The organism is Hydrogenophaga sp. IBVHS1 (assembly GCF_002127265.1).
In the GTDB taxonomy this organism is placed as follows: domain Bacteria; phylum Pseudomonadota; class Gammaproteobacteria; order Burkholderiales; family Burkholderiaceae_C; genus Hydrogenophaga.
Genome location: NZ_NFUU01000001.1, coordinates 2,158,862 through 2,180,319, shown reverse-complemented (window position 1 = coordinate 2,180,319; position 21,458 = coordinate 2,158,862). Strand labels below are relative to the sequence as shown.

Here is a 21,458-nt window from a genome sequence, read left to right as displayed (position 1 = left end):
CCCATTCACCGGCGGCATTGAAGCCCCAGACCATTCAAGGAGATTCCCATGCTCGACACCACCATGAAGTCACAACTCCAGGCCTACCTGGAAAAGCTCCAGCGGCCCATTCGCCTGATCGCATCGCTCGACGGCAGTGATGCCGCGACCGAGTTGCGGGCTCTGCTGCAGGACATCGCGAGTCTGTCGGACAAGGTGTCTTTCGACGAAAGCGGCACCGACGCGCGCAAGCCTTCCTTCCTGATCGCCCGCGAAGGCGAGACGACGGGTGTGCGCTTCGCCGCCATCCCGCTCGGTCACGAGTTCACTTCGCTCGTGCTGGCGCTGCTGTGGACGGGGGGTCATCCACCCAAGGTGGAAGCGGCCACGCTGGAAGCCATCGATGCGCTGCGCGGCGACTTCAAGTTCGAGGTCTACATGAGCCTGTCGTGCCACAACTGCCCGGATGTGGTGCAGGCGCTCTCGCTCATGGCGATTCGCAACCCCGGCGTGCAAACCGTGGTGATCGATGGCGTCCACTTCCAGGACGAGGTCAATGAACGCCAGGTGATGGCCGTGCCCATGGTCTTTCTCAATGGTGAGGTGTTCGGCTCCGGCCGCATGACGCTGGAAGAGATCGTGGCCAAACTCGACGTGAACGCCGACGCGCGCGAAGCGGAAAAACTCAGCGCCAGGGAAGCTTTTGATGTGCTCATCGTCGGCGGTGGCCCGGCCGGTGCGGCGGCAGCGGTGTATGCCGCGCGCAAGGGCATTCGCGTGGGCGTGGCGGCCGAGCGTTTTGGTGGGCAGGTGAACGACACCATGGCAATCGAGAACTACATCAGCGTGCTCGAAACCGATGGACCGAAATTCGCCGCCGCGCTGGAAGCCCAGGTGCGCCACTACGACGTGGACATCATGAACCTGCAGCGTGCCGACAAGCTGATTCCTGCCACCGAGCCGGGTGGTCTGGTGCAGGTGCAGATGGCCAACGGCGCGACGCTCAAGGCGCGCAGTGTGATTCTTTCCACCGGTGCTCGCTGGCGCAATGTGAATGTGCCCGGCGAAGCCGAGTACCGCAACAAGGGCGTCGCCTATTGCCCGCACTGCGACGGTCCGCTCTACAAGGGCAAGCGCGTGGCGGTGATCGGCGGAGGCAACTCCGGCGTGGAAGCGGCCATTGACCTCGCGGGCATTGTTCAGCATGTCACGCTGGTCGAGTTCGCCGATGCGCTGAAGGCCGACGCGGTGCTGGTGAGCAAGCTCAAGAGCCTGCGCAACGTGAGCATTCATGTGAGCGCGCAGACCACCGAAATCACGGGTGCCGGCGGCAAGGTGAATGGCTTGTCTTACAAGGACCGAGTGAGTGGCGAAGTGCGCCACGTGGAACTCGAAGGCGTGTTCGTGCAGATCGGTCTCGTGCCCAACACCGAGTGGCTCAAGGGCACGGTCGAGCTCAGCCGTTTTGGCGAGATCGAGATCGACGCCAAAGGCCACACCAACCTGCCGGGCGTGTTCGCCGCAGGCGACTGCACCACCGTGCCCTACAAGCAGATCGTGATCGCCGCTGGTGACGGTTCGAAGGCCGCCCTCAGCGCCTTCGACTACCTGATTCGCCAGCCGGTGGTGAGCGAAGTGGCCGAGGCGGTCGCGGCCTGATCAGGGGCTGCGCACCAGGCGCAACGGCGTGGCGGCCTGCTCGCCGTTGCTCCAGAGTTCGCCGGTGAGTTCCTTGCCGTCCGCACGGGCCTGCAGCACCACGCTGCCTGTGGTCAGCGGTCCCCGGCCGTCGCCGGTGTAGGCCTGGTACGGCAGTTCGATGCGGGGCAGGCCCATCACGTCGGTGAGCATGCCCTGGCCAACGTAGCGAACGTCTTTCACCACCAGTCCCTGGGCAAGCACGCTCTGCGCATAGCCCTGCCATGCGGGGTACCAGTCGACCGGAAAGGCATCGGTCTGCAACTGCACGGCGCTGCCATTCACCGCGAGCTGCACGCGCAGTGGCCGGTTCGCGCCGTCGATGGACCACCAGATCCCCGAGATGTCGGCCACGGGCGCCTGCACGGCAGAAGCGGCGTCGGTGTCTTCGTCTTCCGGCAGCAGCAAGCCCAGCACCACCAGCGCCACAACGATCCCGCCCACCCACGTCAGGCCGCGCTGCACGCGCTGCGCCAGCGTCCGGCGGGGCGGGCGAGGATCTGGTTCGGGAGCCTTCAAAGGCGCGATGCCGTGCGCGCGCAGATCGACCACCAGTTTGTCGAGGTCGGTGCTCCAGTCCTCGGTGCGCAACTTCAGCGCATGCGACTCGCGCAGGAACCGAAGCGCCTCCGGCAGCTCGGCGGCTGCCGGCATCGGCATGCCTTCGGTGAGCAGGGGCACGATCAGGGCGCCGTGCTTCTGCGCAGTGAGCAGCTCACCGCGGATCGGATCGTCTTCATGGTCGATGCGGCGGCCGCCATCCGGGTGCTTCATGCCCAGCAGATCGGGCGTGATCAGCAGCAGCACCACGGGCTGCGTGCCCAGCGCGGCCATGATGGCCGTGCGCCACGACAGACCGCCGCGCAGGTCCTGCTTGTCGAAGAACACCTGGTCGGCGCCATAGAGCCGGCTGAGGTCGGCACACAGCCGGTCGGCGTCCTTCTTGCCGTCGGACGCGCGGTAGCTGATGAAGATGCGGTTCACGCCGCGCCCGCCCAGGTGCGCAACTTCGCGAGCAACTGGGTGCCTGCGCGCGCCTCGCGAGCGTCGGCTGCGTGCAGGTGATCGAGCACAAAGCCCAGCTGGTCCGCCAGCGAAGCCCAGAGCAGCTCGGTGCCGATCCGGCCTTGCAACTCGGTGAGCACCTGAAGAATGCCGGGCAGCCTGGAGTCCAGCGTCTGTGTGGCGAGTGCTTCGTAGAGGCCGAGTTCGGGCAGGCCCACCACGCTCCAGAAGTCCGGGTCTTCGCGCCGCTTGCGCTCCAGGCTCTGGCGCACGCGCCGAGTGCGTTCGGCATCGAAGCCTTTCCATCGCCGGTCACGCGCGTGCAGCAGCAGGTCGGCCGCCAGCAGGTTCAGGCTCGGGTAGAAAACCTCGAGCTGTCCGGTCTGCAAGGCCAGCGTTTCAGCGCGCGTGTAGTGCTCGACCATTTGCGCCAGCGCCTTCTGCCGCGCGGCCGTTTGATTCGCCAGGCCTTCAAGCTGTGCCAGGCGTTTCCAGGCCGATCCCATCAGGCTCTCGCGTTCCAGCGTGGGCGCCATTCGCAGCAGGGCGTCGAGCATGCGCAGGGCGCCTTGCATGTCCTCGCGCCCCTGCTTGATCAGAGCGGGCAAGGATTTGCCGGTCTGCCGTGCCACGCGAAGGCGCTCCCACGCGCGCCGCACGGTGAGGTTGGCCAGTTGTTCAGCGGCCTTCACCCCGGCGCTGCCATCGTTGGCCGACACCGCGCGTTGCAGCCAGGGCAGCGCCTGATCGATGTCGTTGGCGGCCGCCCAGGCCACGCCAAATGCCTCTGCGACCGCGCCCATGCCGCCCCAGGCTTCGGCAAATCGCGTTTCCAGGTGGCGGATGTGCGTTCGCTGCGTTTCCGAAGCGGCACCCTGCGTGTGGCTTTGCACCGCCAGGGTTTCCAGTGCGAGGGTGAGCGCCACCGGCGTGGCGAGGCCGCTGTAGGTTTTCGTCAGGTCCAGCACCCGTTGCTCGTTGTCGGGTGCCGGGCGCAGCACCCAGTCCGGGTCGCCGTAACACTGGTAGGCAGCCCAGGTGTTGCCGCGCGGGTTGGCGGTGTAGGCCGCCACCCGGCCGGCCTGCACCGCGTCCATGAAGCGGTGGCCGGCCAGAAGATCGCGGTAGAACGCGGTGGCGAACTGGTAAGCCGGTTCATCCTCTACCGCCCAGCCCGCCGCAATCACGCACCGCACACCAATGCGGATGAGCTGCTTGGCGACACCGGCAGCGAAGCGGGCGCGGTCGTAGCCGGATTGCATCAAGTGCTTCGGGTCGGCCGCCAGGTGACAGCAGTTGAGAAACACCAGCTCGGGCACCACGCGCATGGCCTCCACCTCTCGCGGGCCCAGAAAGGTGCCGTCGCACAGCACCACACCGCGCAGCAGCGGCGGAAGGTTGGGGCCCCGATCCAGCTCGGGCTCGCCGTGGCCGGCGATGTGCACGATGCGGTAGCGCCGCGCCAGCAAGGCAGTGGTCACGGTCACCGCGTCGGGACCTGGGCCATCTTCCGTGGCAATCAGCGCATTCACGTGCTGTTCACCGAGCTCGCGCCCCAGCACCTCGCTCACGCGCTCGGCCTCCAGACGCGCACCGGGCAGGCGCGGATACAACGGCTGGCCGTTGGCGTCCGTCGCATTGCACAAGGGCTCGCCGATCACCAGCACCGCATCTTCGGGCCGCGCATCGCTGATCTGGGTGCGGAACTCGGCGGTGCGCAGCCGGCGCAGCAGTTTGTTGCGGATGGCCCAGGGCGCGCGTTGCTTGCTGCGCCCATCGTCGGGCGCGTCCAGCATCTCCCACGGAATGGCGGCAGTGCCGTCGTTGAGTTCAAGCAGCAGTTCGCTGGTGCCGCCCAGGCTGGCTTCCATCTCCACCGGCACAAGCAGCTGGAACAGCGTGCGTCCGATGTCGCTGCCCGTGTGGGCGTCGTTGGAGGCGCGCTTGACCAGCTCGCCCACCAGTTGCGCCTGCGTGCCTTGCGCACGCACGTCGGCGCGAGCGCGCTGAGTGTCGAGCGTGTAGAGGATGTGGGTCTCGCCGGTCTCGTCCTTCTCGGCAATGGCGCTGATGAAATCGTAGGCGGCACCGCGGTAGCCGTTGTCCAGTGGGCGGCGCAGTGCACCTGCGATGGCGTGCACGCGTTCCTCCACCTCGAAGTGTTCTGAAGCAGACGACGCGAGCAGGCGCAGCGCACTCCAGGCCTCGGTGGCGCGGTCCAGATACAGCTCCACCAGCCGCAGGTGGCTCACCTGGGGCCAGCCGCCCTGGGCGAGTTTTTCGTTGGCTTCACGCACGCCCTGGGCCACCGCTTGCGCCGAGGCGAACACGGTGATGCCGCTGCCACCACTGCCGATCAAGGTGGCCGCCAGCTCAAAATGCGAAGCACTGCCACCGGCCGATTCGGCCACGCGCTGCGCCCAGGCGAGCGTGGCTTGCCGCACGGTGCTGGTGAGCGAGGTGCTGCGCAGCTTGCCTTCTTCGCCCAATCCCGCCACCACCACATGCGGGGGACGGGGCAGGGCGAGTGGGTTGTCCGGGTCCTGCTGGTGGTTCACAAAAATCTGGTGCGCGCCCGGTGACTCGGGATAGAGGCCCGCACCCAGCGAGGCCGACATGGCCCCGCCAATGAACCGGTCCACCACGCCCTCGGTGCCGGTCAGTCTGGAGGCGACGTAGTGGCCCACCATCAGCGTCTGGCTGATGAATTTCAGGTTACCGTTGTGCACGCTCACGCGCAACACCGACTGCCGGGGAGCGCTTCTCACCGGCCCGCTGTCGGCCGTGTCAAACAGTTCAAAGGGTTCGATCAATGGCGCCGGCGCCGCGCCGCGCTGGCGTGAGGGCCGGCTGCGCACCAGCGGCAGCGCAGCGGCTTCCGCCGTGTTGCCGCGCGCAGCACGGGGTGGGCTCAGCTCGTTCAGGCGCGTGGTCTGGCCTGTCTCCAGCAGTTCCAGATACGCCTCAAAGGCGTCCTGCACGTCGGGCAGATCCCCGTGCGAAGCTTCCACCCGCCAGGCGCGCACGCCGGGCAGAAGTGCACTGTTCAGCGTGACGCGGCCGTCGCCGCCCTCGGGCCGGTCCAGGTACACCAGGCCCTCGCGCTCGCTCACCTCGAAGCCCGCCGGCGTGAACCGTGCGTGGCCCACCACCATCACCACCCGGTCCTTGAACGTGGCGAGGGCTTCACGGCGCTGGCGGTCCAGCCGTTCGCGCAGGGCCACCGCCCGGTCGAGCACGCCCTGCGACGGCACGCCCCACTGGTAGACCGCGCGCTGGTTTTCCGCGTCGTGCCACCAGTTGGCCTGGCGCAGCGTCTCCATGTCCTGGTCGGCCAGTGCTTGCCAGCGAGCGCTTTGTGCAAGGCCCAGCGACGCGTCGTCGAGCCCCGCCTGCAGTTGCAGAAATCCCGGCATGGCCGCCATCAGCGTGCGTGCCTTGTGGTCCTGAAACGGCAGGCCAAAGCCGGCCAGCGCATTGCCCATGTTGTCGTCGCCCGAGAGCACCTGCATGGGCGCAAACGAACCGCCATTGGGCGTGCCCAGCATCAGCAGTCGGGCTTCAGGATGCTCCAGCCAGCGTTGCCAGATCGCCGGGCGCTCCAGCTGAACCGTGCGCGCCACCAGGCCCCCCATGGAATGGGCGAGCAGGCGCACTGGCTGGCGGCTGGTGGCACGCGCGCTCACGGCTTGATTGATCGCTTCGGCCAGCCGCACCGCTTCTTCCTCGATGGGGCGGCGCCAGTCGAACGAAAACACCGTCACCTCGTGCGTCTGTGCGAGGAACGCGGCCAGGTCGTCGTACACGCTGCCAATGGCGCCGTCGGCCCGCACATTGCTCTGACCGTCGCGGTAGGCCAGCCGGCCCAGCCCGCCGAGGATGCGCAGGCTCAGCCAGACGCGTTCGCCGTCGACCGCGAGATGGCTGCCCAGAATGCCCGGCAGCAGGATGAGCGCGGGTTTGTCGCCGCTCGATGCCCGGGTGGTGCGCGGTACGCCGCGCAATCCGTCGCCGCTGTCGCCCGCCCACGACATGGGGCCGATGGCACGAAAACCTGGTGGCTCGTCCAGAAGCAACCCCTGGCAGATGGCTTCTGCCGTGCGTGGGTTGCTGAAGTAGCTGAAGTGCGTGACCTTGCCACCGCGCTCGAGCACGAAAGTGGCCGCTGCCGATTCGCCCGCGGGCGCACGTGGGCGGCCGCCGTACATGGAGCGCGTCTGCACCACGAGGTCGTTGTCCGTCCAGTAGAAGGCATCGGCCAGCAAGGTCTTCACCCACGACATGATCGAATCGCCTTCGATGTCGCCGGCCACCACGCGCAACTGCCCTGGCAGCGGGGCGTTGTCTGCGCCTTCGCTGCCATGCAGCCACTGCACCAGTGGGCTCTCGGGCGTCATGGCTTCCAGGCCGGGCAGCAGCGTGGGGTCGGTGCGCTGGCTCGCCACCTCGCCCAGAAAGTCGAGCAAGAGCGGCGCCACGGGAATGGCGGCCAGTTCCAGTGACCACTTGAGCACCGACACATAGGCATCGAGCCGTTTCGAGGCCAGCAGCGTGCCGCGCGCCGGACAGGCCACGCGCACCACGCGTTCCACCCGCACGTCACGCCCCTTGAGCACGGCCGCGAGTTCGCGCAAGGCCTTCAGTTGTTCGCGGTGGGCCGCGCCCTTGAAGGGCGCGAGCGCCGCTTCGGCGAGATCGGGGCTGGCGCACACGCGCGCCAGCACCTCGGCCACCAGCCCACCGCGCGAATGCGTGAGCAGGTGAACGCGGGCGCCGCGCGGCAGCGCCTGAGCCAGCATCAGCGCGTTGTCGATCGGGCTGGCGCCGAGTGTGGGGTGGTCCAGCGCATAGACGCGGCCGCCATAGTGCGCAAACAGCTCGGCCACCTTTTGCGGGTGCTGCTCCCACAGTTTGCCGAATGTGCCTTTGGTTTCGGAGAACGTGCCGTGCAGCAGCACCAGCAGCGGCGCACCCGCTGGCGTGGGCGCAGGAATGCGGGCCAGCCTGGGGCTGCCCTTGAGCGGGGCGGGGAAGGCATCGGCTCGCAGGGCGTACACACCAGCGTCCACCTGCGCGTCCATGCGCGCGGCGATCTTCGCGGCTGTGAGGCGCGCCGCCGGTTCCTTGAGCAGACCCGTGACCACTTCCACGGCCGAGAGCAGCACCTCGCCCATGCGCCCGCGTGTGGCGCCGCGCACCGCGCCGGCTTGTTCCAGCCCTTGCCACGCCAGCTGGGCTGGCACGCTCACTTCGGTGGGTTTGTCTTCAGCTGCACCACCGCCCTTGCCGCGCCGGCGGTTCGCCACGGCGCCCCGCGTCAGTCCCGACTGCGCCAGCATCAGGTCGCGCGCTGTTTCCGGGTGCAGCATCAATGAGGGGCCATTGCTGATGTGAAGCACCACCACGTCCTGCCCGGGGCGTGCGCCCACCCGCACCTCGTCGCTCGCGCCACGGCGCGCGCCCACCTGCACCCGCTGCAGCACCGTGCCCCGGGTCCCCAGGGTCGAGGAGGCGAGGGCGCCGCCACGCGTGGCGCTTTCGGGCGGCAGCGGCTGGCCGCGCACCACGAACGTAATGACCGTGGGCGAGTTCGTGGTGCTCATGGCGACATTTCTGAAATCAGGCGCGTGCACGCGCCCGGCTGAGGGGAACCGATCGCTGGGATCGCGGCAGCACCACCGGGCCCGAGCGCGGCACGGCTTGTCGGGCAATGAAGTCGTTGCAGACCCAGCCCTCCAGATCGTTGAGGCCGACCACTGCCACGCGGCTCCAGCGGTCTTGCGGTTCCAGCAGGATCAGCTCGGTGCCGCGCTTGAGAGCCGGGGCGAGACGCTCGAACTCCGCGCCCGGACCACCCCGAATGTTCAGACTGGGCGCCGTGACCACCAGCCGCGGCAGCACATCGGCGCCGCGCCCCAGCGCCCGCCCGCGCACCGCCGACAGCGGAAAGGCCGGCCCGGGATCGATCTTGCGGCCCCGTGCCACGTCTTCATGGCCCAGCACATCTTCGAGCCCGTAGTGCGAGACCAGCAGCTCGCAGAGTTCCAGCGTGCGCTCGATCTGCACACTGGTGTAGTGGTGCCAGGGCCGCACGCCGCCGCCATGCCGGTGTTCGGCCATCACCACTTCTTTTTCTGGGTAGGCCTGCCCGAACCACGACACGCATCGCTCGCCCTCCCGGTGCAGCAGGCCGGCGTTGTCCAGCTCGATGCCGATCGCGTGAGCGTTCAGGCCATTGAGACCGTTCCACTGACTCACGCCCGCGTGCCACGTCACCACATCGAAGGGCGCCAGCTGCACGATGCGGCCATCGCGCCCGAGCACGATGTGGGCCGAAGAACTGCCTTGCGGCTTGCGCGCGCAGAGCGAAGTGACGGCCCCATCGAGCGTGCGCCCGGCGGTGTAGTGCAGCAGCACGAAGCGCGCGCGCAGCGCACCCCCGACGTTGGGTGTCTGGCGAAAGCTCACATTGGTGCCTGTGAGGCGGTGATTCTTGATGGCGAGCATGAAGTCAGACCGAGAAGGGCGGCTGCTTGAGAAACGCGGAGGCCGGGCCGAGCGTGAACAGGTTGGGCGACTGCGTGGGCGGCAGGCCCGCGCGAACGCGGGCATGAAAACTGGCGTAGCTGCCCTTGTAGCCGCCGTGGTTCCACACCTTCAGCACCTGCTCGGTGAAAGCACCGTTGTGGTTGCCATCCATCGAGAACTGGTTGTCCTGGCAACCCGAGATGAGGATCAGTGAGGGGTGGAATGCCTTCACGATCCCGGTGAGCCGCTGGCTGACAGCCACGCTGGCCAGCGCGGTGTCGGGGTCGCTCACCTTCCCACCGGCGGCCTTGGCCACGTCGCGCTGCAACTGGTCGTAGAAGCTCTTGTGTTCGCCGTACACCCGCATGCCCACAGCGGGCGGCATGATGCGCGGGCGCTGCTCGGGTGTGCCCGGTGGCGGCCGGCCGGCGCGCACCACGGTGCCACTGTGGCAGCTGTCGGACAGCACGAGAATGCGCACGCCTGCCTTGAAGCGGCTGAATTCGAAATACAACTCGTCGTCGATCAGCTGGGCGTTGTAGAGGCACCAGGTCTCGTCGAGCTTGTCGGCTTCTTCGCCGCTCACATCGGGCACCTGGCCGCCATGGCCCGAAAACGTCAGAAAGAAAAGATCGCCGTCGGCAAGCGCCTTGGCGGATTTGCGGATCGCAGCCAGCACCGCTGCGCGCGTGGCTTTGCGTGTGATCAGCAGGCTGCTTTTCATGCCCTGGGCTTTGGCGATGGCGGCCATGTCGTGGGCATCGAACTCGCAGGCCGCGAGCGGGCCCGTCCAGCCCGCGTAGTGGGCTGCGCTCACCTCGTTGATGCCGATGTGCACCGAGTGGGCCTGGGGCCTCTTCTTCGCGTGGGCGGCTGCCTGATGGACCATGATTTCCCCCTGTCTGGAACAGGTCACAGCGGACGCAGAACCTCGCAAATTCTGGGCGCTTCAAGGAGCGGGTGCAAATCGCAATGTGTAAGCAAATGTCGAAGAAGGGCCCTCAACGTGGTGCTGCATCGAGACAAAAAAAAGCACCCAGGTTTTTGCCTGGGTGCTTTTGCGAGCGGTGCCTTTCAGTGGCCGGAAGCCCCTGCGGCTCCAATGCCGGTTTCCGAACGCACCTGCTGCGCCAGGAAGCCGGCGCGGTCGATGCCGGCACGGCGGCTGCGGTCCAGCACCGAGAACAGCCAGATGCCCACGAAGCCGATCGTCATGGAGAACAGCGCCGGAGAAGCGTAGGGGAACAGGGCCGAACCCTTGGGGTTGCCCAGGGTCACTTCCCACACCGATGGCGAAACGATGGTGAGAGCCACAGAAGACACCAGGCCCAGGAAGCCACCGATCACCGCGCCACGCGTGGTGCAGTCTTTCCACAGCACGCTCATGAACAGCACGGGAAAGTTGGCCGAGGCGGCGATGGCAAAGGCCAGCGAAACCATGAAGGCAATGTTCTGCTTCTCGAAGGCAATGCCCAGCACCACCGCAACGATGCCCAGCGCGATGGTGGTCATTTTTGACACACGCAGTTCAGAAGCGCTGTCGGCCTTTCCTTGCTTGATGACGGTGGCATAGAGGTCGTGAGACACGGCAGAAGCGCCCGAAAGCGTGAGTCCGGCCACCACCGCCAGGATGGTGGCGAACGCCACAGCCGAGATGAAGCCGAGGAACACGTTGCCGCCCACGGCATTGGCCAGATGAACCGCCGCCATGTTGTTGCCACCCAGCAGGCCGCCCTTGGCGTCGAGAAACTGGGGATTGGTCAGCACGAACGTGATGGCGCCAAAACCGATGATGAAGGTGAGCAGGTAGAAATAGCCGATCCAGCCCGTGGCCCACATCACCGACTTGCGCGCTTCCTTGGCGCTGGGCACAGTGAAGAAGCGCATGAGGATGTGCGGCAGGCCGGCGGTGCCGAACATGAGCGCCATGCCGAAGCTGATGGCGGAGATCGGGTCTTTCACGAAGTTGCCTGGCCCCATGATCGACTGTCCCAGTGTGGCCGCCGCCTCCGCAGTCTTGCCATCCTTCAGGGCCAGGTCTTCCTTGATCTTCACCGCGCCAGCAAACATGGCCTCCGGGCTGAAGCCGAAGTGCCACAGCACCGAGATCGCCATGAAAGAAGCACCGCCCAGCAGCAGGCAGGCTTTGATGATCTGCACCCAGGTGGTGGCCGTCATGCCACCGAACAGCACGTACACCATCATCAGCGCGCCGACGATCACCACCGCGATCCAGTACTCAAGCCCGAACAGCAGCTTGATGAGCTGACCTGCCCCGACCATTTGCGCGATCAGGTAGAAGGCCACCACCACCAGCGTGCCCGAGGCCGCGAAGATGCGAATGGGCTTCTGGTTGAAGCGGAACGCGGCCACGTCGGCGAAGGTGAACTTGCCGAGGTTGCGCAGCCGCTCGGCCATGAGGAACGTGATGACGGGCCAGCCAACGAGGAATCCGATGGAGTAGATCAGGCCGTCGAAGCCGCTGGCCATCACAGCCGCTGAAATGCCCAGAAAAGAGGCCGCCGACATGTAGTCGCCAGCAATGGCCAGGCCGTTCTGAAAGCCGGTGATGCCGCCGCCTGCGGTGTAGAAATCGGCAGCGCTCTTGGTCTTGGCGGCCGCCCATTTGGTGATGTAGAGCGTGCCCAGCACGAACAGGCCGAACATGCCGATGGCCGTCCAGTTGGTGGGTTGCTGCTGGGCCTGGCCGAGGTCGGCACCGGCAGCCCATGCGGCGGCGGAAACGCCGAACAGCACCAGCAGGGTGAGCAATCGACGGGTGGTTTCGTTGACGGGCTTCATTTCAGCACCGCCTTGGAGATGGCTTGCGAGAGCTCGTCGAACTCGTTGTTCGCCCGGTTCACATAAAAGGCTGTGATAAGGATGGTGAAGACGATCACGCCAAAGCCGATCGGTATACCCAGGGTCATCACGCCTGCGCCCATTCGCTGCGCAAGAAAGGCTTTGTCAAAGGCCACCAGCAGGATGAAGCCGTAGTACACGACCATCATTGCCAGCGTCAGCCACCAGCCGAATCGCGTTCGTTTCGCCTTCAGCTCTTTGTATTTGGGATTGCTCGCAATCCGTTGCACCAGATCGTCTTCCATGCATGTCTCCTTGGTTTCGGGTGACATGCAGCGTAGGGGGGTGCTCTTACTGAGCACTGACCCCGGACTGACGCGGAACTGACCCCAGACTTATCGTCTCTTCAGTATTCAAGGCGCTCAGGCCGGATTTCCTGGAGGATGGTGGTGGCGATTTCCTCGATCGACTTGGTGGTCGTGGAGAGCCAGCGAATGCCTTCGCGCCGCATCATCGCTTCGGCCTCGCCCACCTCCATGCGGCAATTCTCCAGCTTGGCGTAGTTCGAGTTCGGGCGGCGCTCGTTGCGGATCTCGCTCAACCGCTCGGGCGCAATGGTCAGCCCGAACATCTTCTTTCGGTGCGGAACCAGCGCGGGCGGCAGCTTGCGGCGCTCGAAATCTTCCGGGATCAGCGGGTAGTTCGACGCCTTCAGGCCGTACTGCATGGCCAGATACAGCGAGGTGGGTGTTTTGCCACTGCGGCTCACGCCGACCAGGATCACGTCCGAACCCTCCAGGTCTTTGTGACTCTGCCCGTCGTCGTGCGCCAGCGAGAAATTGATGGCCTCGATGCGGTCGTGGTAGGCCTGACTTTTGGAAGCATCCGAGAAGCGGCCGACCCGGTGGTTCGACTTGATGCCCAGCTCCTGCTCCATCGGTTCGACGAACGTGCCGAACATGTCCAGCATCATCCCCCGGCAGTGGTTCTTGAACACCGCGAGCACGTCCCAGTCGACCACGGTGGTGAAAACCAGCGGGCGCTTGCCCTCCAGCTCGGCGGTGTGGTTGATCTGGCGCACCGCCTGGTGGGCCTTGTCCACGCTGTCCAGGAAAGGCAGTCGCACGCGGCGCACCGTGATCTCGAACTGGGCGAGCAGGGCGTTGCCGAAGGTTTCGGCGGTGATGCCGGTGCCGTCGGAAATGAAAAAAACCGTGCGATTCGACATGGAGGGCGCTTCCTTACAATACCGGGTGGTGTGTGTCGGGGCATTATCAAGCTCCGAGCCGACTCATTTGCGTCCCTGCCCGGTGCCAGACCCACAACAGAACCACAGGTCGTCGCGCGCGCATGGAACCCCCGGTTTTTCAACCTTAGGAGCTTCCCCATGTCCAACCTGTTTGGAGCGACCGATCTGGTCGTGCCTTTCGAAAAACTTCGAATGAGTGACGTCGATTCGGTCGGCGGCAAGAACGCCAGCCTCGGCGAAATGATTTCCCAGTTGCCTACCGGCGTGAAAGTCCCCACGGGCTTTGCCACCACGGCACACGCCTTCCGCGAATTTTTGAAACACGATGGTCTGACCGAGCGCATCAACGCCCGGCTGGACGCGCTGGACACTGAAGACGTGCGAGCACTGGCCAGCGCCGGTGCCGAGATACGCGCCATGGTGGAGAACCAGCCGTTCCCGGCCGACCTGGAGCAGGCCATTCGCGAAGCATTTGCCACGCTGAGTGCAGACAACACCAAAGCTTCCTTCGCGGTGCGTTCCTCCGCCACGGCCGAAGACTTGCCCGACGCTTCCTTTGCCGGCCAGCAGGAAACCTTCCTCAATGTGATCGGCATCGAGGAAGTGCTGCACAAGATGAAGGAAGTGTTCGCCAGCCTCTACAACGACCGGGCCATCAGCTACCGGGTGCACAAGGGATTTGCCCACGCCGACGTGGCGCTGTCGGCCGGCGTGCAGCGCATGGTGCGCTCCGACCTCGGCGCTGCCGGTGTGATGTTCACCATCGACACCGAAAGCGGTTTTGAAGACGTGGTGTTCATCACCTCCAGCTACGGACTGGGCGAAACCGTGGTGCAAGGGGCCGTGAATCCCGACGAGTTCTATGTGCACAAGCCCATGCTTCAGGCGGGCAAACGTGCGTTGATCCGCCGCAACCTGGGCTCCAAGCTGATCCAGATGGGCTTCACGACCGAGGCAGAAAAGTCGGGTGACGGAGCGCTCAAAGGCAAGCTGGTCAAGACCACCGACGTGCCGGTGGAACTGCGCAACCGCTACAGCCTGACCGATGCCGATGTGGAGCAGCTGGCGCGCTACGCGCTGGTGATCGAACAGCACTACGGTCGTCCCATGGACATCGAATGGGCCAAGGACGGTACCGACGGCCAGCTCTACATCCTGCAGGCACGCCCGGAAACCGTGAAGAGTCAGAGCGCCGGCAAGACCGAGGTCCGCTACAAGCTCATGGGCAAGGGTGCTGTGCTGGCCTCGGGCCGCGCGATCGGCCAGAAGGTGGGCACCGGGCCGGTTCGCCTGGTGAGCAACATCAGCGAAATGGACAAGGTGCAGCCGGGCGACGTGCTGGTCACGGACATGACCGACCCCAACTGGGAGCCGGTGATGAAGCGCGCCAGCGCCATCGTCACCAACCGGGGAGGGCGCACCTGTCACGCGGCCATCATTGCGCGCGAACTCGGCATCCCCGCCGTGGTCGGCTGTGGCGACGCCACCGAGCTGCTCAAGGACGGAACACTGGTTACCGTGAGCTGCGCCGAAGGCGATACCGGCAACATCTACGACGGCCTGCTGGAGACCGAGATCACCGAAGTGCAGCGCGGCGAAATGCCACCGCTGGACGTGAAGATCATGATGAACGTGGGCAATCCCCAGCTCGCCTTCGACTTCGCGCAGATCCCCAATGGCGGCGTGGGCCTGGCGCGCCTCGAGTTCATCATCAACAACAACATTGGCGTGCACCCCAAGGCGATCCTGGACTATCCCGCCATCGATGCCGACCTGAAGAAGGCCGTGGAGTCGGTGGCGCGTGGCCACGCCTCGCCGCGCGCCTTTTACGTGGACAAGGTGGCCGAAGGGGTTGCCACGATCGCGGCCGCCTTCTGGCCCAAGCCGGTGATCGTTCGCCTCTCGGACTTCAAGAGCAATGAATACCGCAAACTGGTGGGCGGCAGCCGCTACGAGCCGGAAGAAGAAAACCCCATGCTCGGTTTTCGAGGCGCGGCGCGCTACATCAGCGAAGACTTCCGTGAGGCCTTCGCCATGGAATGCGAAGCGCTCAAGCGGGTGCGCGAGGACATGGGCCTGTCCAACGTGCAGGTCATGGTGCCGTTCGTGCGCACGCTCGCTCAAGCCGAGCGCGTGACCCAGTTGCTGGCCGAGAAAGGTTTGAAGCGGGGTGTGAACGATCTCAAGGTCATCATGATGTGCGAGATCCCGAGCAACGCGGTGCTTGCCAAGGACTTCCTGAAGTTCTTCGACGGTTTCTCCATCGGCTCCAACGACCTCACCCAGCTCACCCTGGGCCTTGACCGGGACTCGGGCCTGGAGCTGCTGGCGCACGATTTCGACGAAAGAGATCCGGCCGTCAAGGCGCTGCTGAGCATGGCCATTGGTGCCTGCAAGGCTGAGGGCAAGTACGTGGGCATTTGCGGTCAGGGTCCCAGCGACCACCCCGATTTTGCCCAGTGGCTCCGTGACGAAGGCATCAGCTCGATTTCGCTGAACCCCGACTCCGTGGTCGACACCTGGCAGTTGCTCGCGTCGCGCTGAAAACGGGCGTTGCGGGCGACCCTCGTGCACAATCGCTGGCAAGGCGCGCGGCCACGCACCGCCAGCGCCGCACGAGGAGACCCGCATGTTCCAAGGCCTCGCCGCCCAACGTCTGGTGGCTCTGTTCTTCGCTGGTTGGGCGCTGTTCAACTTTCCCTTGCTCGCGCTGTGGGACCACGATGCACGGGTCTGGGGTCTGCCCCTTTTTCCACTGGCCCTGTTCCTGATCTGGGGCCTGCTGATCGTGGCGCTGGCCTGGGTGGTGGAGCGGGACCCGGACGCTGAAAAGTCCGACTGAGCAGCGCCATGCTCTCAGCCCCGCTGGTCATCGGCGTTTCGTTTGCTTATTTGCTGCTGCTGTTCGCGGTGGCGCACTGGGCGGATGTGCGCGCCACGCAGGGCCGCTCCGTGATTGCCAGTCCCTGGGTTTATGCGCTATCGCTGGCCGTGTACTGCACCGCCTGGACCTACTTCGGCAGCGTGGGACGCGCGGCCACTTCTGGCGTGTGGTTCCTGCCCACCTACCTGGGCCCCATGCTGGCCATGCTGCTGGCCTGGATGGTGGTGCGGAAGATGATCCGCATCGCCAAGACCTGGCGCATCACCTCCATTGCCGATTTCATTGCCAGCCGCTACGGCAAGAGCCAGTTGCTCGCCGGGCTGGTGACGTTGATCACCGTGGTCGGCATCGTGCCTTACATCGCCCTGCAACTGAAGGCCATCGCCAGCGGCTACGCGGTGCTCACCTTGCCGCTGGGGCAGGCCACCACCCAGAACGTGGCGTGGTGGAACGACAGCACGCTCTATGTGGCCATCGCGCTCGCGGGTTTCACCATCGTCTTCGGCGCGCGGCACCTGGACAGCACCGAACGGCACGAAGGCATGGTCGCTGCGATTGCCTTCGAATCGGTGGTCAAGCTGGTGGCGTTTCTGGCGGTCGGTCTGTTTGTGGCCTTTGGCCTCTTCGGCAGCCCGGCGGCGCTCTTTGGCCAGGCTGAGGCCCGGGACGAACTGAGCCGTTTGCTGCGCTTTGACCAGGCGCAGCCCTTCGCCTACGCGCAATGGCTCGGGCACACGCTGCTGGCGATGCTCTCGGTGATCTTCCTGCCCCGCCAGTTCCAGATGATGGTGGTGGAGAACGTGGACGAGCAACACCTGCGACGCGCCGTCTGGGCCTTTCCGCTCTACCTGTTGCTCATCAACCTGTTCGTGCTGCCGATCGCGGTGGGCGGCTTGCTGCACTTCGGCCCGGGGCAGATGGACCCCGAAACCTTTGTGCTCTCGCTGCCGCTTTCGCAAGGTCACCACGCGTTGGCGCTCTTTGCTTTCGTGGGGGGGCTCTCCGCAGCGACCGGCATGGTCATCGTGGAGGCCATCGCGGTTTCCACCATGGTCTGCAACGACCTGGTCATGCCCTTGCTGCTGCGCATGCGCCGCTTCGGTGTGCGCGCCAGCGGCGACCTGACGGCGCTGTTGCTGACGATCCGCCGGCTTGCCATCCTGGGCATCCTGCTGCTGGGCTACCTGTATTTTCACCTCGCGGGCGAAGCCTATGCGCTGGTGAGCATCGGCCTCATCAGCTTTGCTGCGGTGGCGCAGTTCGCGCCGGCCATGCTGGGGGGCATGTACTGGAAAGGCGGCACTCGCGGCGGCGCGCTCACCGGCCTGCTGCTTGGTTTCGGCTTCTGGGCTTACACACTCATGCTTCCCTCGCTGGCCAAGTCCGGCTGGCTGCCCGGCGATTTCCTTCAGCACGGGCTGGGCGGCGTGGTCTGGCTCAAGCCGGAAGCCTTCCTCGGGCTTGCAGGTCTGGACAACATCACGCACTCGCTGTTCTGGAGCTTGCTGGCCAATCTGGTGGGCTATGTGGGCGTATCGCTGTGGCGTCCGCCCAGCGCTCGCGAGACCAGCCAGGCGCTGCTGTTTGTGGACGTGTTCCACCGCGCCTCGGGGTTGCGCCCGGTGTTCTGGCAGGGCAAGGCGCAGGTGTCGGCCCTGCTGCCGCTGGCGGGACGCTTCCTCGGGGTCGCCGCTGCGGAGCGCCTGTTCACCAGCTACGCGCGGCGCGTGGGCGTGGCCCGCATCGATCAGATTCCTGCCGATGCCCGGCTGGTGCATTTCGTGGAAACCCAGCTCGCCGGGGCCATCGGCAGTGCGTCGGCCCGCGTGATGGTGGCGTCGGTGGTGGAGGAGGAAGCGCTGGATCTGGACGACGTGATGCGCATCCTGGACGAAGCCTCCCAGCTTCGGGCGTATTCCCACGAGCTGGAGGACAAGTCGCGCTCGCTCGAGCGGGCCACCGCCGAACTGCGCCAGGCCAACGAGCAGCTGAAAAGTCTGGACCGGCTCAAGGACGATTTCATGTCTTCGGTGACGCACGAATTGCGCACGCCTTTGACATCGATCAGGGCGCTGGCCGAATTGATGCGCGACGATCAGGAAATGGAGACCTCACAACGCCAGCAATTCGTCGGCATCATCGTGGGAGAGACCGAGCGGCTGAGTCGCCTCGTCAACCAGGTGCTGGACATGGCCAAGATCGAGTCCGGCCATGCGGAATGGCACACCACCACGCTGGACCTGCGCGAACTGCTGGAGCAGGCCGCGCGCACGATGGCTGAGAGCTGCCGCGAGCAGGGCATTGCGCTGGTGCTGGAATTGCCGGATCGGGTGCGACCGATCCAGGCCGACGCCGACCGGCTGACCCAGGTGGTGCTGAACCTGCTCTCCAACGCGGCCAAGTACGCACCCCGCGGCACCGGGCGTGTGGTGCTGAGCCTGAAGGAAGACGAGGATGGCGTGGAGGTGGAAGTGCGTGACAATGGCCCGGGCATTGCGGCAGACCAGCAGGCCATGGTGTTCGAGAAGTTCCGGCAGGTGAGCGGCGACGAACATTACCGGCCGGGCGGTACCGGCCTTGGCCTGCCCATCAGCCGCCAGATCGTGTCGCACTTCGGCGGGCGCATGTGGCTGCGTTCGACGCCTGGCGAAGGGGCTGTATTCGGCTTTTCGCTGCCACGAAGGTTGCCTGCAGAAGTACAAGCGCCTGGAGAGACATCATGAGCACAAAAATCCTGATCGCCGACGACGAGCCCAACATCCTGATTTCGCTCGAGTTCCTCATGAAGCGCGAGGGCTACGAGGTGGTTCTGGCACGCGACGGGCAGGAGGCCATTGACGCGATTGCCCGTGAGCGGCCGGCCCTGGTGCTGCTGGACGTGATGATGCCGGTGAAGACCGGTTTTGATGTGTGCCACGAGGTGCGCAGCAATGAGGCACTGCGCGACACACTCATCGTGATGCTGACCGCCAAGGGGCGCGACACCGACGTGGCCAAGGGCCTGGCGCTGGGGGCCAACGCCTACATGACCAAACCTTTCTCCACCCGCGAGCTGGTGCAGAAGGTCAAGGAAATGCTGGAGCCCGCGCCATGAAGCGGACGGGTCTGGACCGTCGCCTGCTCCTTGGCGTGGCGGCTTTGGCTCTGGGGGTGGCGCTGTGGCTGGCCTTCACCCTGTTCATGGCGTGGTACGCGCTCAGTCCAGTGCAGCGTCTCCAGCTGTCGCCGCTGCTGGGGCGAGCCCTGGATTCTGCCGGTCCGGTGCTGGCGCTCATGGTGGTGGTCTTGTTGCTTGTCAGCGCGTGGGCCGTGCGGGTGCTGATGCGCGGTTTCGTGGAGCCGGGCGCCAGGCTGGTGGAAGAGGGCAGGTTGCTGCTGAACACCGAAGTGGAGCGCGCCGTGACGATGGAGGGCAGTGCCGAGAACCGGGCGCTGGCACAAGTCATCGAGCAACTGATGGCTCAGCGCACTCGCCTTCGCAAGGAGATGGACGCGCGTGTGGCCGAAGCGAGTCAGGGCATCGAGCTGGAGCGCAGTCGGCTGGCCGCGCTCATGTCCGAGCTCACGCAGAGTGTGGTGGTGTGCAACCTCGACGGCCGCGTCCTGCTCTACAACCAGCGCGCGCGCGTTCAGTTTCGAGCCCTCTCTCAGGCCCCCGCGGTGGCTGACGGTGCCGAACTGATCGGCCTGGGTCGCTCGATCTACACGGTGTTCGATCGCAAACTGGTGGCGCACGCGCTGGAGAACATCCAGCAGCGCATGCTGCGCGGTTCAGGCGAGCCCTCCGCCCAGTTTGTGACCACCACGGCAGCGGGTCAGTTGCTGCGCGTGCAGATGGCGCCCGTGCGCTCCGTGCAGGCCACCAACCTGCCGCAGACCAACGATTCGGTGGCCGATCGTGCCGAACTCACCGGCTTTGTGCTGATGCTCGACAACATCACGCGTGAGTTTGAGGCCGAGTCGGCGCGCGATCAGGTGATGCACACGCTGACCGAGGGCAGCCGCTCGGCGCTGGCCAACATGCAGGCTGCGCTGGATGTGCTGGACTATCCCGATCTGGAGGCGCCGGCCCGCGAGCGCTTCCAGCGCGTCATCCGCGAAGAGACACGGTCGCTCGCCCAGCGCATCGCATCGCTCGAAGCCGACGCGGCTCGCGCGCTCAAGACGCGCTGGCCGCTGGAGGACATGCTCGGCACCGATCTGGTGGCTGCGGCCATGCGCCGCATCGAGACCGTCACCGGTCTGCCAGCGTCCTCGCTGGATGTGGACGCCGCGCTCTGGCTCAAGGTGGAGAGTTTCTCGTTGTTGCAGGCGCTGGTCTACCTCTCGGGTCGACTGGCCGAAGAATTCGACGTGCGCTTTGTCCAGTTGCGCCTGTCTGCGGCCCCGGGCAGTCCGGGCAGGGCGCAACTCGACCTGATCTGGTCTGGCCAGGTGATGAGCACCGAGACGGTGATGAGCTGGGAGATGGACACCATGCGCGTGGGCGGCGAAAGCACGCGCCTGACCGTGCGCGACGTGGTCGAACGCCACGCTGGCGCGTTCTGGTTTGAACGCGAGCGCGCGCGCCACCTGGCCTTCTTCCGTTTTCTGCTGCCCATGGCCGATCCCCGCGAGCGGGTCGCGGCCAATACGTTTGTGCGTGGCGAGAGCCGGCCCGAGTACTACGACTTCGACCTCTTCAAGACCACCGAACAGACCCGCTCGCTGGACGAGCGGCACCTGAGCGATCTGGTCTACACCGTGTTCGACACCGAGACCACGGGCCTCGATCCGTCGCAGGACGAAATCATCCAGATCGGAGCGGCGCGCATCGTCAACGGCAAGTTGCTGCACCAGGAGTGCTTCGAGCAGCTGGTCGATCCCGAGCGCGCCATCTCGGCGGCCTCGATCCCGATCCATGGCATCACCCGCGACATGGTGGAAGGGCAGCCCACCATCGAAGCGGTGTTGCCCGCATTTCACGCCTTTGCGCAGGACACCGTGCTGGTCGGGCACAACGCCGCGTTCGACATGCGGTTCTTGCAGCTCAAGGAAAAGGCCACGGGCGTGGTGTTCGGGCAGCCCGTGCTCGACACGCTGCTGCTCTCCGCCGTCATTCATCCCAACCAGGCATCGCACCGGCTGGAGGCCATTGCCGAGCGCTTCAATGTGCCCGTGATAGGCCGGCACACCGCCATGGGCGATGCGATGGTCACGGCTGAGATCTTCATCAAGCTGGTGCCGTTGCTGGCCGAGCGGGGCATCGTCACGCTGGGACAGGCCCGCGAGGCCGCACAGAAGAGCTACTACGCGCGGCTGAAGTACTGAGGC

The 21,458-nt window shown here is 65.7% G+C and carries 13 protein-coding genes; 6 read left to right on the top strand and 7 right to left on the bottom strand.

Features of this window, described 5'->3' with window-relative positions:
- Window positions 1-48 precede the first annotated feature (48 nt).
- A complete protein-coding gene (gene ahpF, locus CAP37_RS10385) occupies window positions 49-1,638 on the top strand; it encodes an alkyl hydroperoxide reductase subunit F (RefSeq protein ID WP_086124090.1) in 1,590 nt (529 codons plus the stop codon).
- Here the strand turns inward: ahpF and CAP37_RS10380 are convergent, their stop codons facing one another.
- The 7 genes from CAP37_RS10380 to CAP37_RS10350 all read right to left on the bottom strand — a co-directional run bounded on the left by CAP37_RS10380 (window position 1,639) and on the right by CAP37_RS10350 (window position 13,240).
- The gene (locus CAP37_RS10380) at window positions 1,639-2,661 is read right to left on the bottom strand and encodes a toll/interleukin-1 receptor domain-containing protein (protein WP_179190183.1); all 1,023 of its coding nucleotides are present in this window, start codon (window positions 2,659-2,661) and stop codon (window positions 1,639-1,641) included.
- The gene (locus tag CAP37_RS10375; RefSeq protein ID WP_086124088.1) at window positions 2,658-8,285 is read right to left on the bottom strand and encodes a CHAT domain-containing protein; all 5,628 of its coding nucleotides are present in this window, start codon (window positions 8,283-8,285) and stop codon (window positions 2,658-2,660) included. Before CAP37_RS10375 ends, CAP37_RS10380 begins: the two co-directional genes overlap by 4 nt.
- Window positions 8,286-8,301: 16 nt before the next feature.
- Complete coding sequence (locus CAP37_RS10370) at window positions 8,302-9,189, bottom strand: N-acetylmuramoyl-L-alanine amidase (RefSeq protein WP_179190182.1); 888 nt, start codon at window positions 9,187-9,189, stop codon at window positions 8,302-8,304.
- Between the two features lie 4 nt (window positions 9,190-9,193).
- Window positions 9,194-10,099 (bottom strand): caspase family protein, encoded by a 906-nt coding sequence (locus tag CAP37_RS10365; RefSeq protein ID WP_086124086.1) that lies wholly within the window; start codon window positions 10,097-10,099, stop codon window positions 9,194-9,196.
- Between the two features lie 185 nt (window positions 10,100-10,284).
- Window positions 10,285-12,012 (bottom strand): cation acetate symporter, encoded by a 1,728-nt coding sequence (locus tag CAP37_RS10360; RefSeq protein WP_086124085.1) that lies wholly within the window; start codon window positions 12,010-12,012, stop codon window positions 10,285-10,287.
- Window positions 12,009-12,317 (bottom strand): DUF485 domain-containing protein, encoded by a 309-nt coding sequence (locus tag CAP37_RS10355; protein ID WP_086124084.1) that lies wholly within the window; start codon window positions 12,315-12,317, stop codon window positions 12,009-12,011. Before CAP37_RS10355 ends, CAP37_RS10360 begins: the two co-directional genes overlap by 4 nt.
- Window positions 12,318-12,418: 101 nt before the next feature.
- The gene (locus CAP37_RS10350; RefSeq protein WP_086124083.1) at window positions 12,419-13,240 is read right to left on the bottom strand and encodes a pyruvate, water dikinase regulatory protein; all 822 of its coding nucleotides are present in this window, start codon (window positions 13,238-13,240) and stop codon (window positions 12,419-12,421) included.
- 159 nt (window positions 13,241-13,399) lie between these two features.
- Between CAP37_RS10350 and ppsA the strand changes: the two genes are divergently transcribed.
- The 5 genes from ppsA to CAP37_RS10325 all read left to right on the top strand — a co-directional run bounded on the left by ppsA (window position 13,400) and on the right by CAP37_RS10325 (window position 21,455).
- The gene (ppsA, locus tag CAP37_RS10345) at window positions 13,400-15,805 is read left to right on the top strand and encodes a phosphoenolpyruvate synthase (RefSeq protein ID WP_086124082.1); all 2,406 of its coding nucleotides are present in this window, start codon (window positions 13,400-13,402) and stop codon (window positions 15,803-15,805) included.
- A gap of 85 nt (window positions 15,806-15,890) precedes the next feature.
- Window positions 15,891-16,103, top strand: a complete 213-nt coding sequence (locus CAP37_RS10340) for a hypothetical protein (protein WP_086124081.1) — start codon at window positions 15,891-15,893, stop codon at window positions 16,101-16,103.
- An 8-nt stretch (window positions 16,104-16,111) separates the two neighbouring features.
- On the top strand, window positions 16,112-18,868 hold the full coding sequence (locus CAP37_RS10335; RefSeq protein WP_086124080.1) for a sensor histidine kinase: 2,757 nt from the start codon (window positions 16,112-16,114) through the stop codon (window positions 18,866-18,868).
- Window positions 18,865-19,239: a response regulator transcription factor gene (locus CAP37_RS10330; protein WP_086124079.1), complete on the top strand. Its 375-nt coding sequence runs from the start codon at window positions 18,865-18,867 to the stop codon at window positions 19,237-19,239. Before CAP37_RS10335 ends, CAP37_RS10330 begins: the two co-directional genes overlap by 4 nt.
- On the top strand, window positions 19,236-21,455 hold the full coding sequence (locus CAP37_RS10325; protein WP_086124078.1) for a 3'-5' exonuclease: 2,220 nt from the start codon (window positions 19,236-19,238) through the stop codon (window positions 21,453-21,455). Before CAP37_RS10330 ends, CAP37_RS10325 begins: the two co-directional genes overlap by 4 nt.
- Window positions 21,456-21,458 lie beyond the last annotated feature (3 nt).

Excerpts from the sequence above, each read along its gene's own strand:
- ahpF (WP_086124090.1), top strand. The coding sequence starts at position 49 with ATGCTCGACACCACCATGAAGTCACAACTCCAGGCCTACCTGGAAAAG.
- CAP37_RS10375 (WP_086124088.1), bottom strand. The coding sequence starts at position 8,285 with ATGAGCACCACGAACTCGCCCACGGTCATTACGTTCGTGGTGCGCGGC.
- CAP37_RS10370 (WP_179190182.1), bottom strand. The coding sequence starts at position 9,189 with ATGCTCGCCATCAAGAATCACCGCCTCACAGGCACCAATGTGAGCTTT.
- CAP37_RS10365 (WP_086124086.1), bottom strand. The coding sequence starts at position 10,099 with ATGGTCCATCAGGCAGCCGCCCACGCGAAGAAGAGGCCCCAGGCCCAC.
- CAP37_RS10360 (WP_086124085.1), bottom strand. The coding sequence starts at position 12,012 with ATGAAGCCCGTCAACGAAACCACCCGTCGATTGCTCACCCTGCTGGTG.
- CAP37_RS10355 (WP_086124084.1), bottom strand. The coding sequence starts at position 12,317 with ATGGAAGACGATCTGGTGCAACGGATTGCGAGCAATCCCAAATACAAA.
- CAP37_RS10350 (WP_086124083.1), bottom strand. The coding sequence starts at position 13,240 with ATGTCGAATCGCACGGTTTTTTTCATTTCCGACGGCACCGGCATCACC.
- ppsA (WP_086124082.1), top strand. The coding sequence starts at position 13,400 with ATGTCCAACCTGTTTGGAGCGACCGATCTGGTCGTGCCTTTCGAAAAA.
- CAP37_RS10340 (WP_086124081.1), top strand. The coding sequence starts at position 15,891 with ATGTTCCAAGGCCTCGCCGCCCAACGTCTGGTGGCTCTGTTCTTCGCT.
- CAP37_RS10335 (WP_086124080.1), top strand. The coding sequence starts at position 16,112 with ATGCTCTCAGCCCCGCTGGTCATCGGCGTTTCGTTTGCTTATTTGCTG.
- CAP37_RS10330 (WP_086124079.1), top strand. The coding sequence starts at position 18,865 with ATGAGCACAAAAATCCTGATCGCCGACGACGAGCCCAACATCCTGATT.
- CAP37_RS10325 (WP_086124078.1), top strand. The coding sequence starts at position 19,236 with ATGAAGCGGACGGGTCTGGACCGTCGCCTGCTCCTTGGCGTGGCGGCT.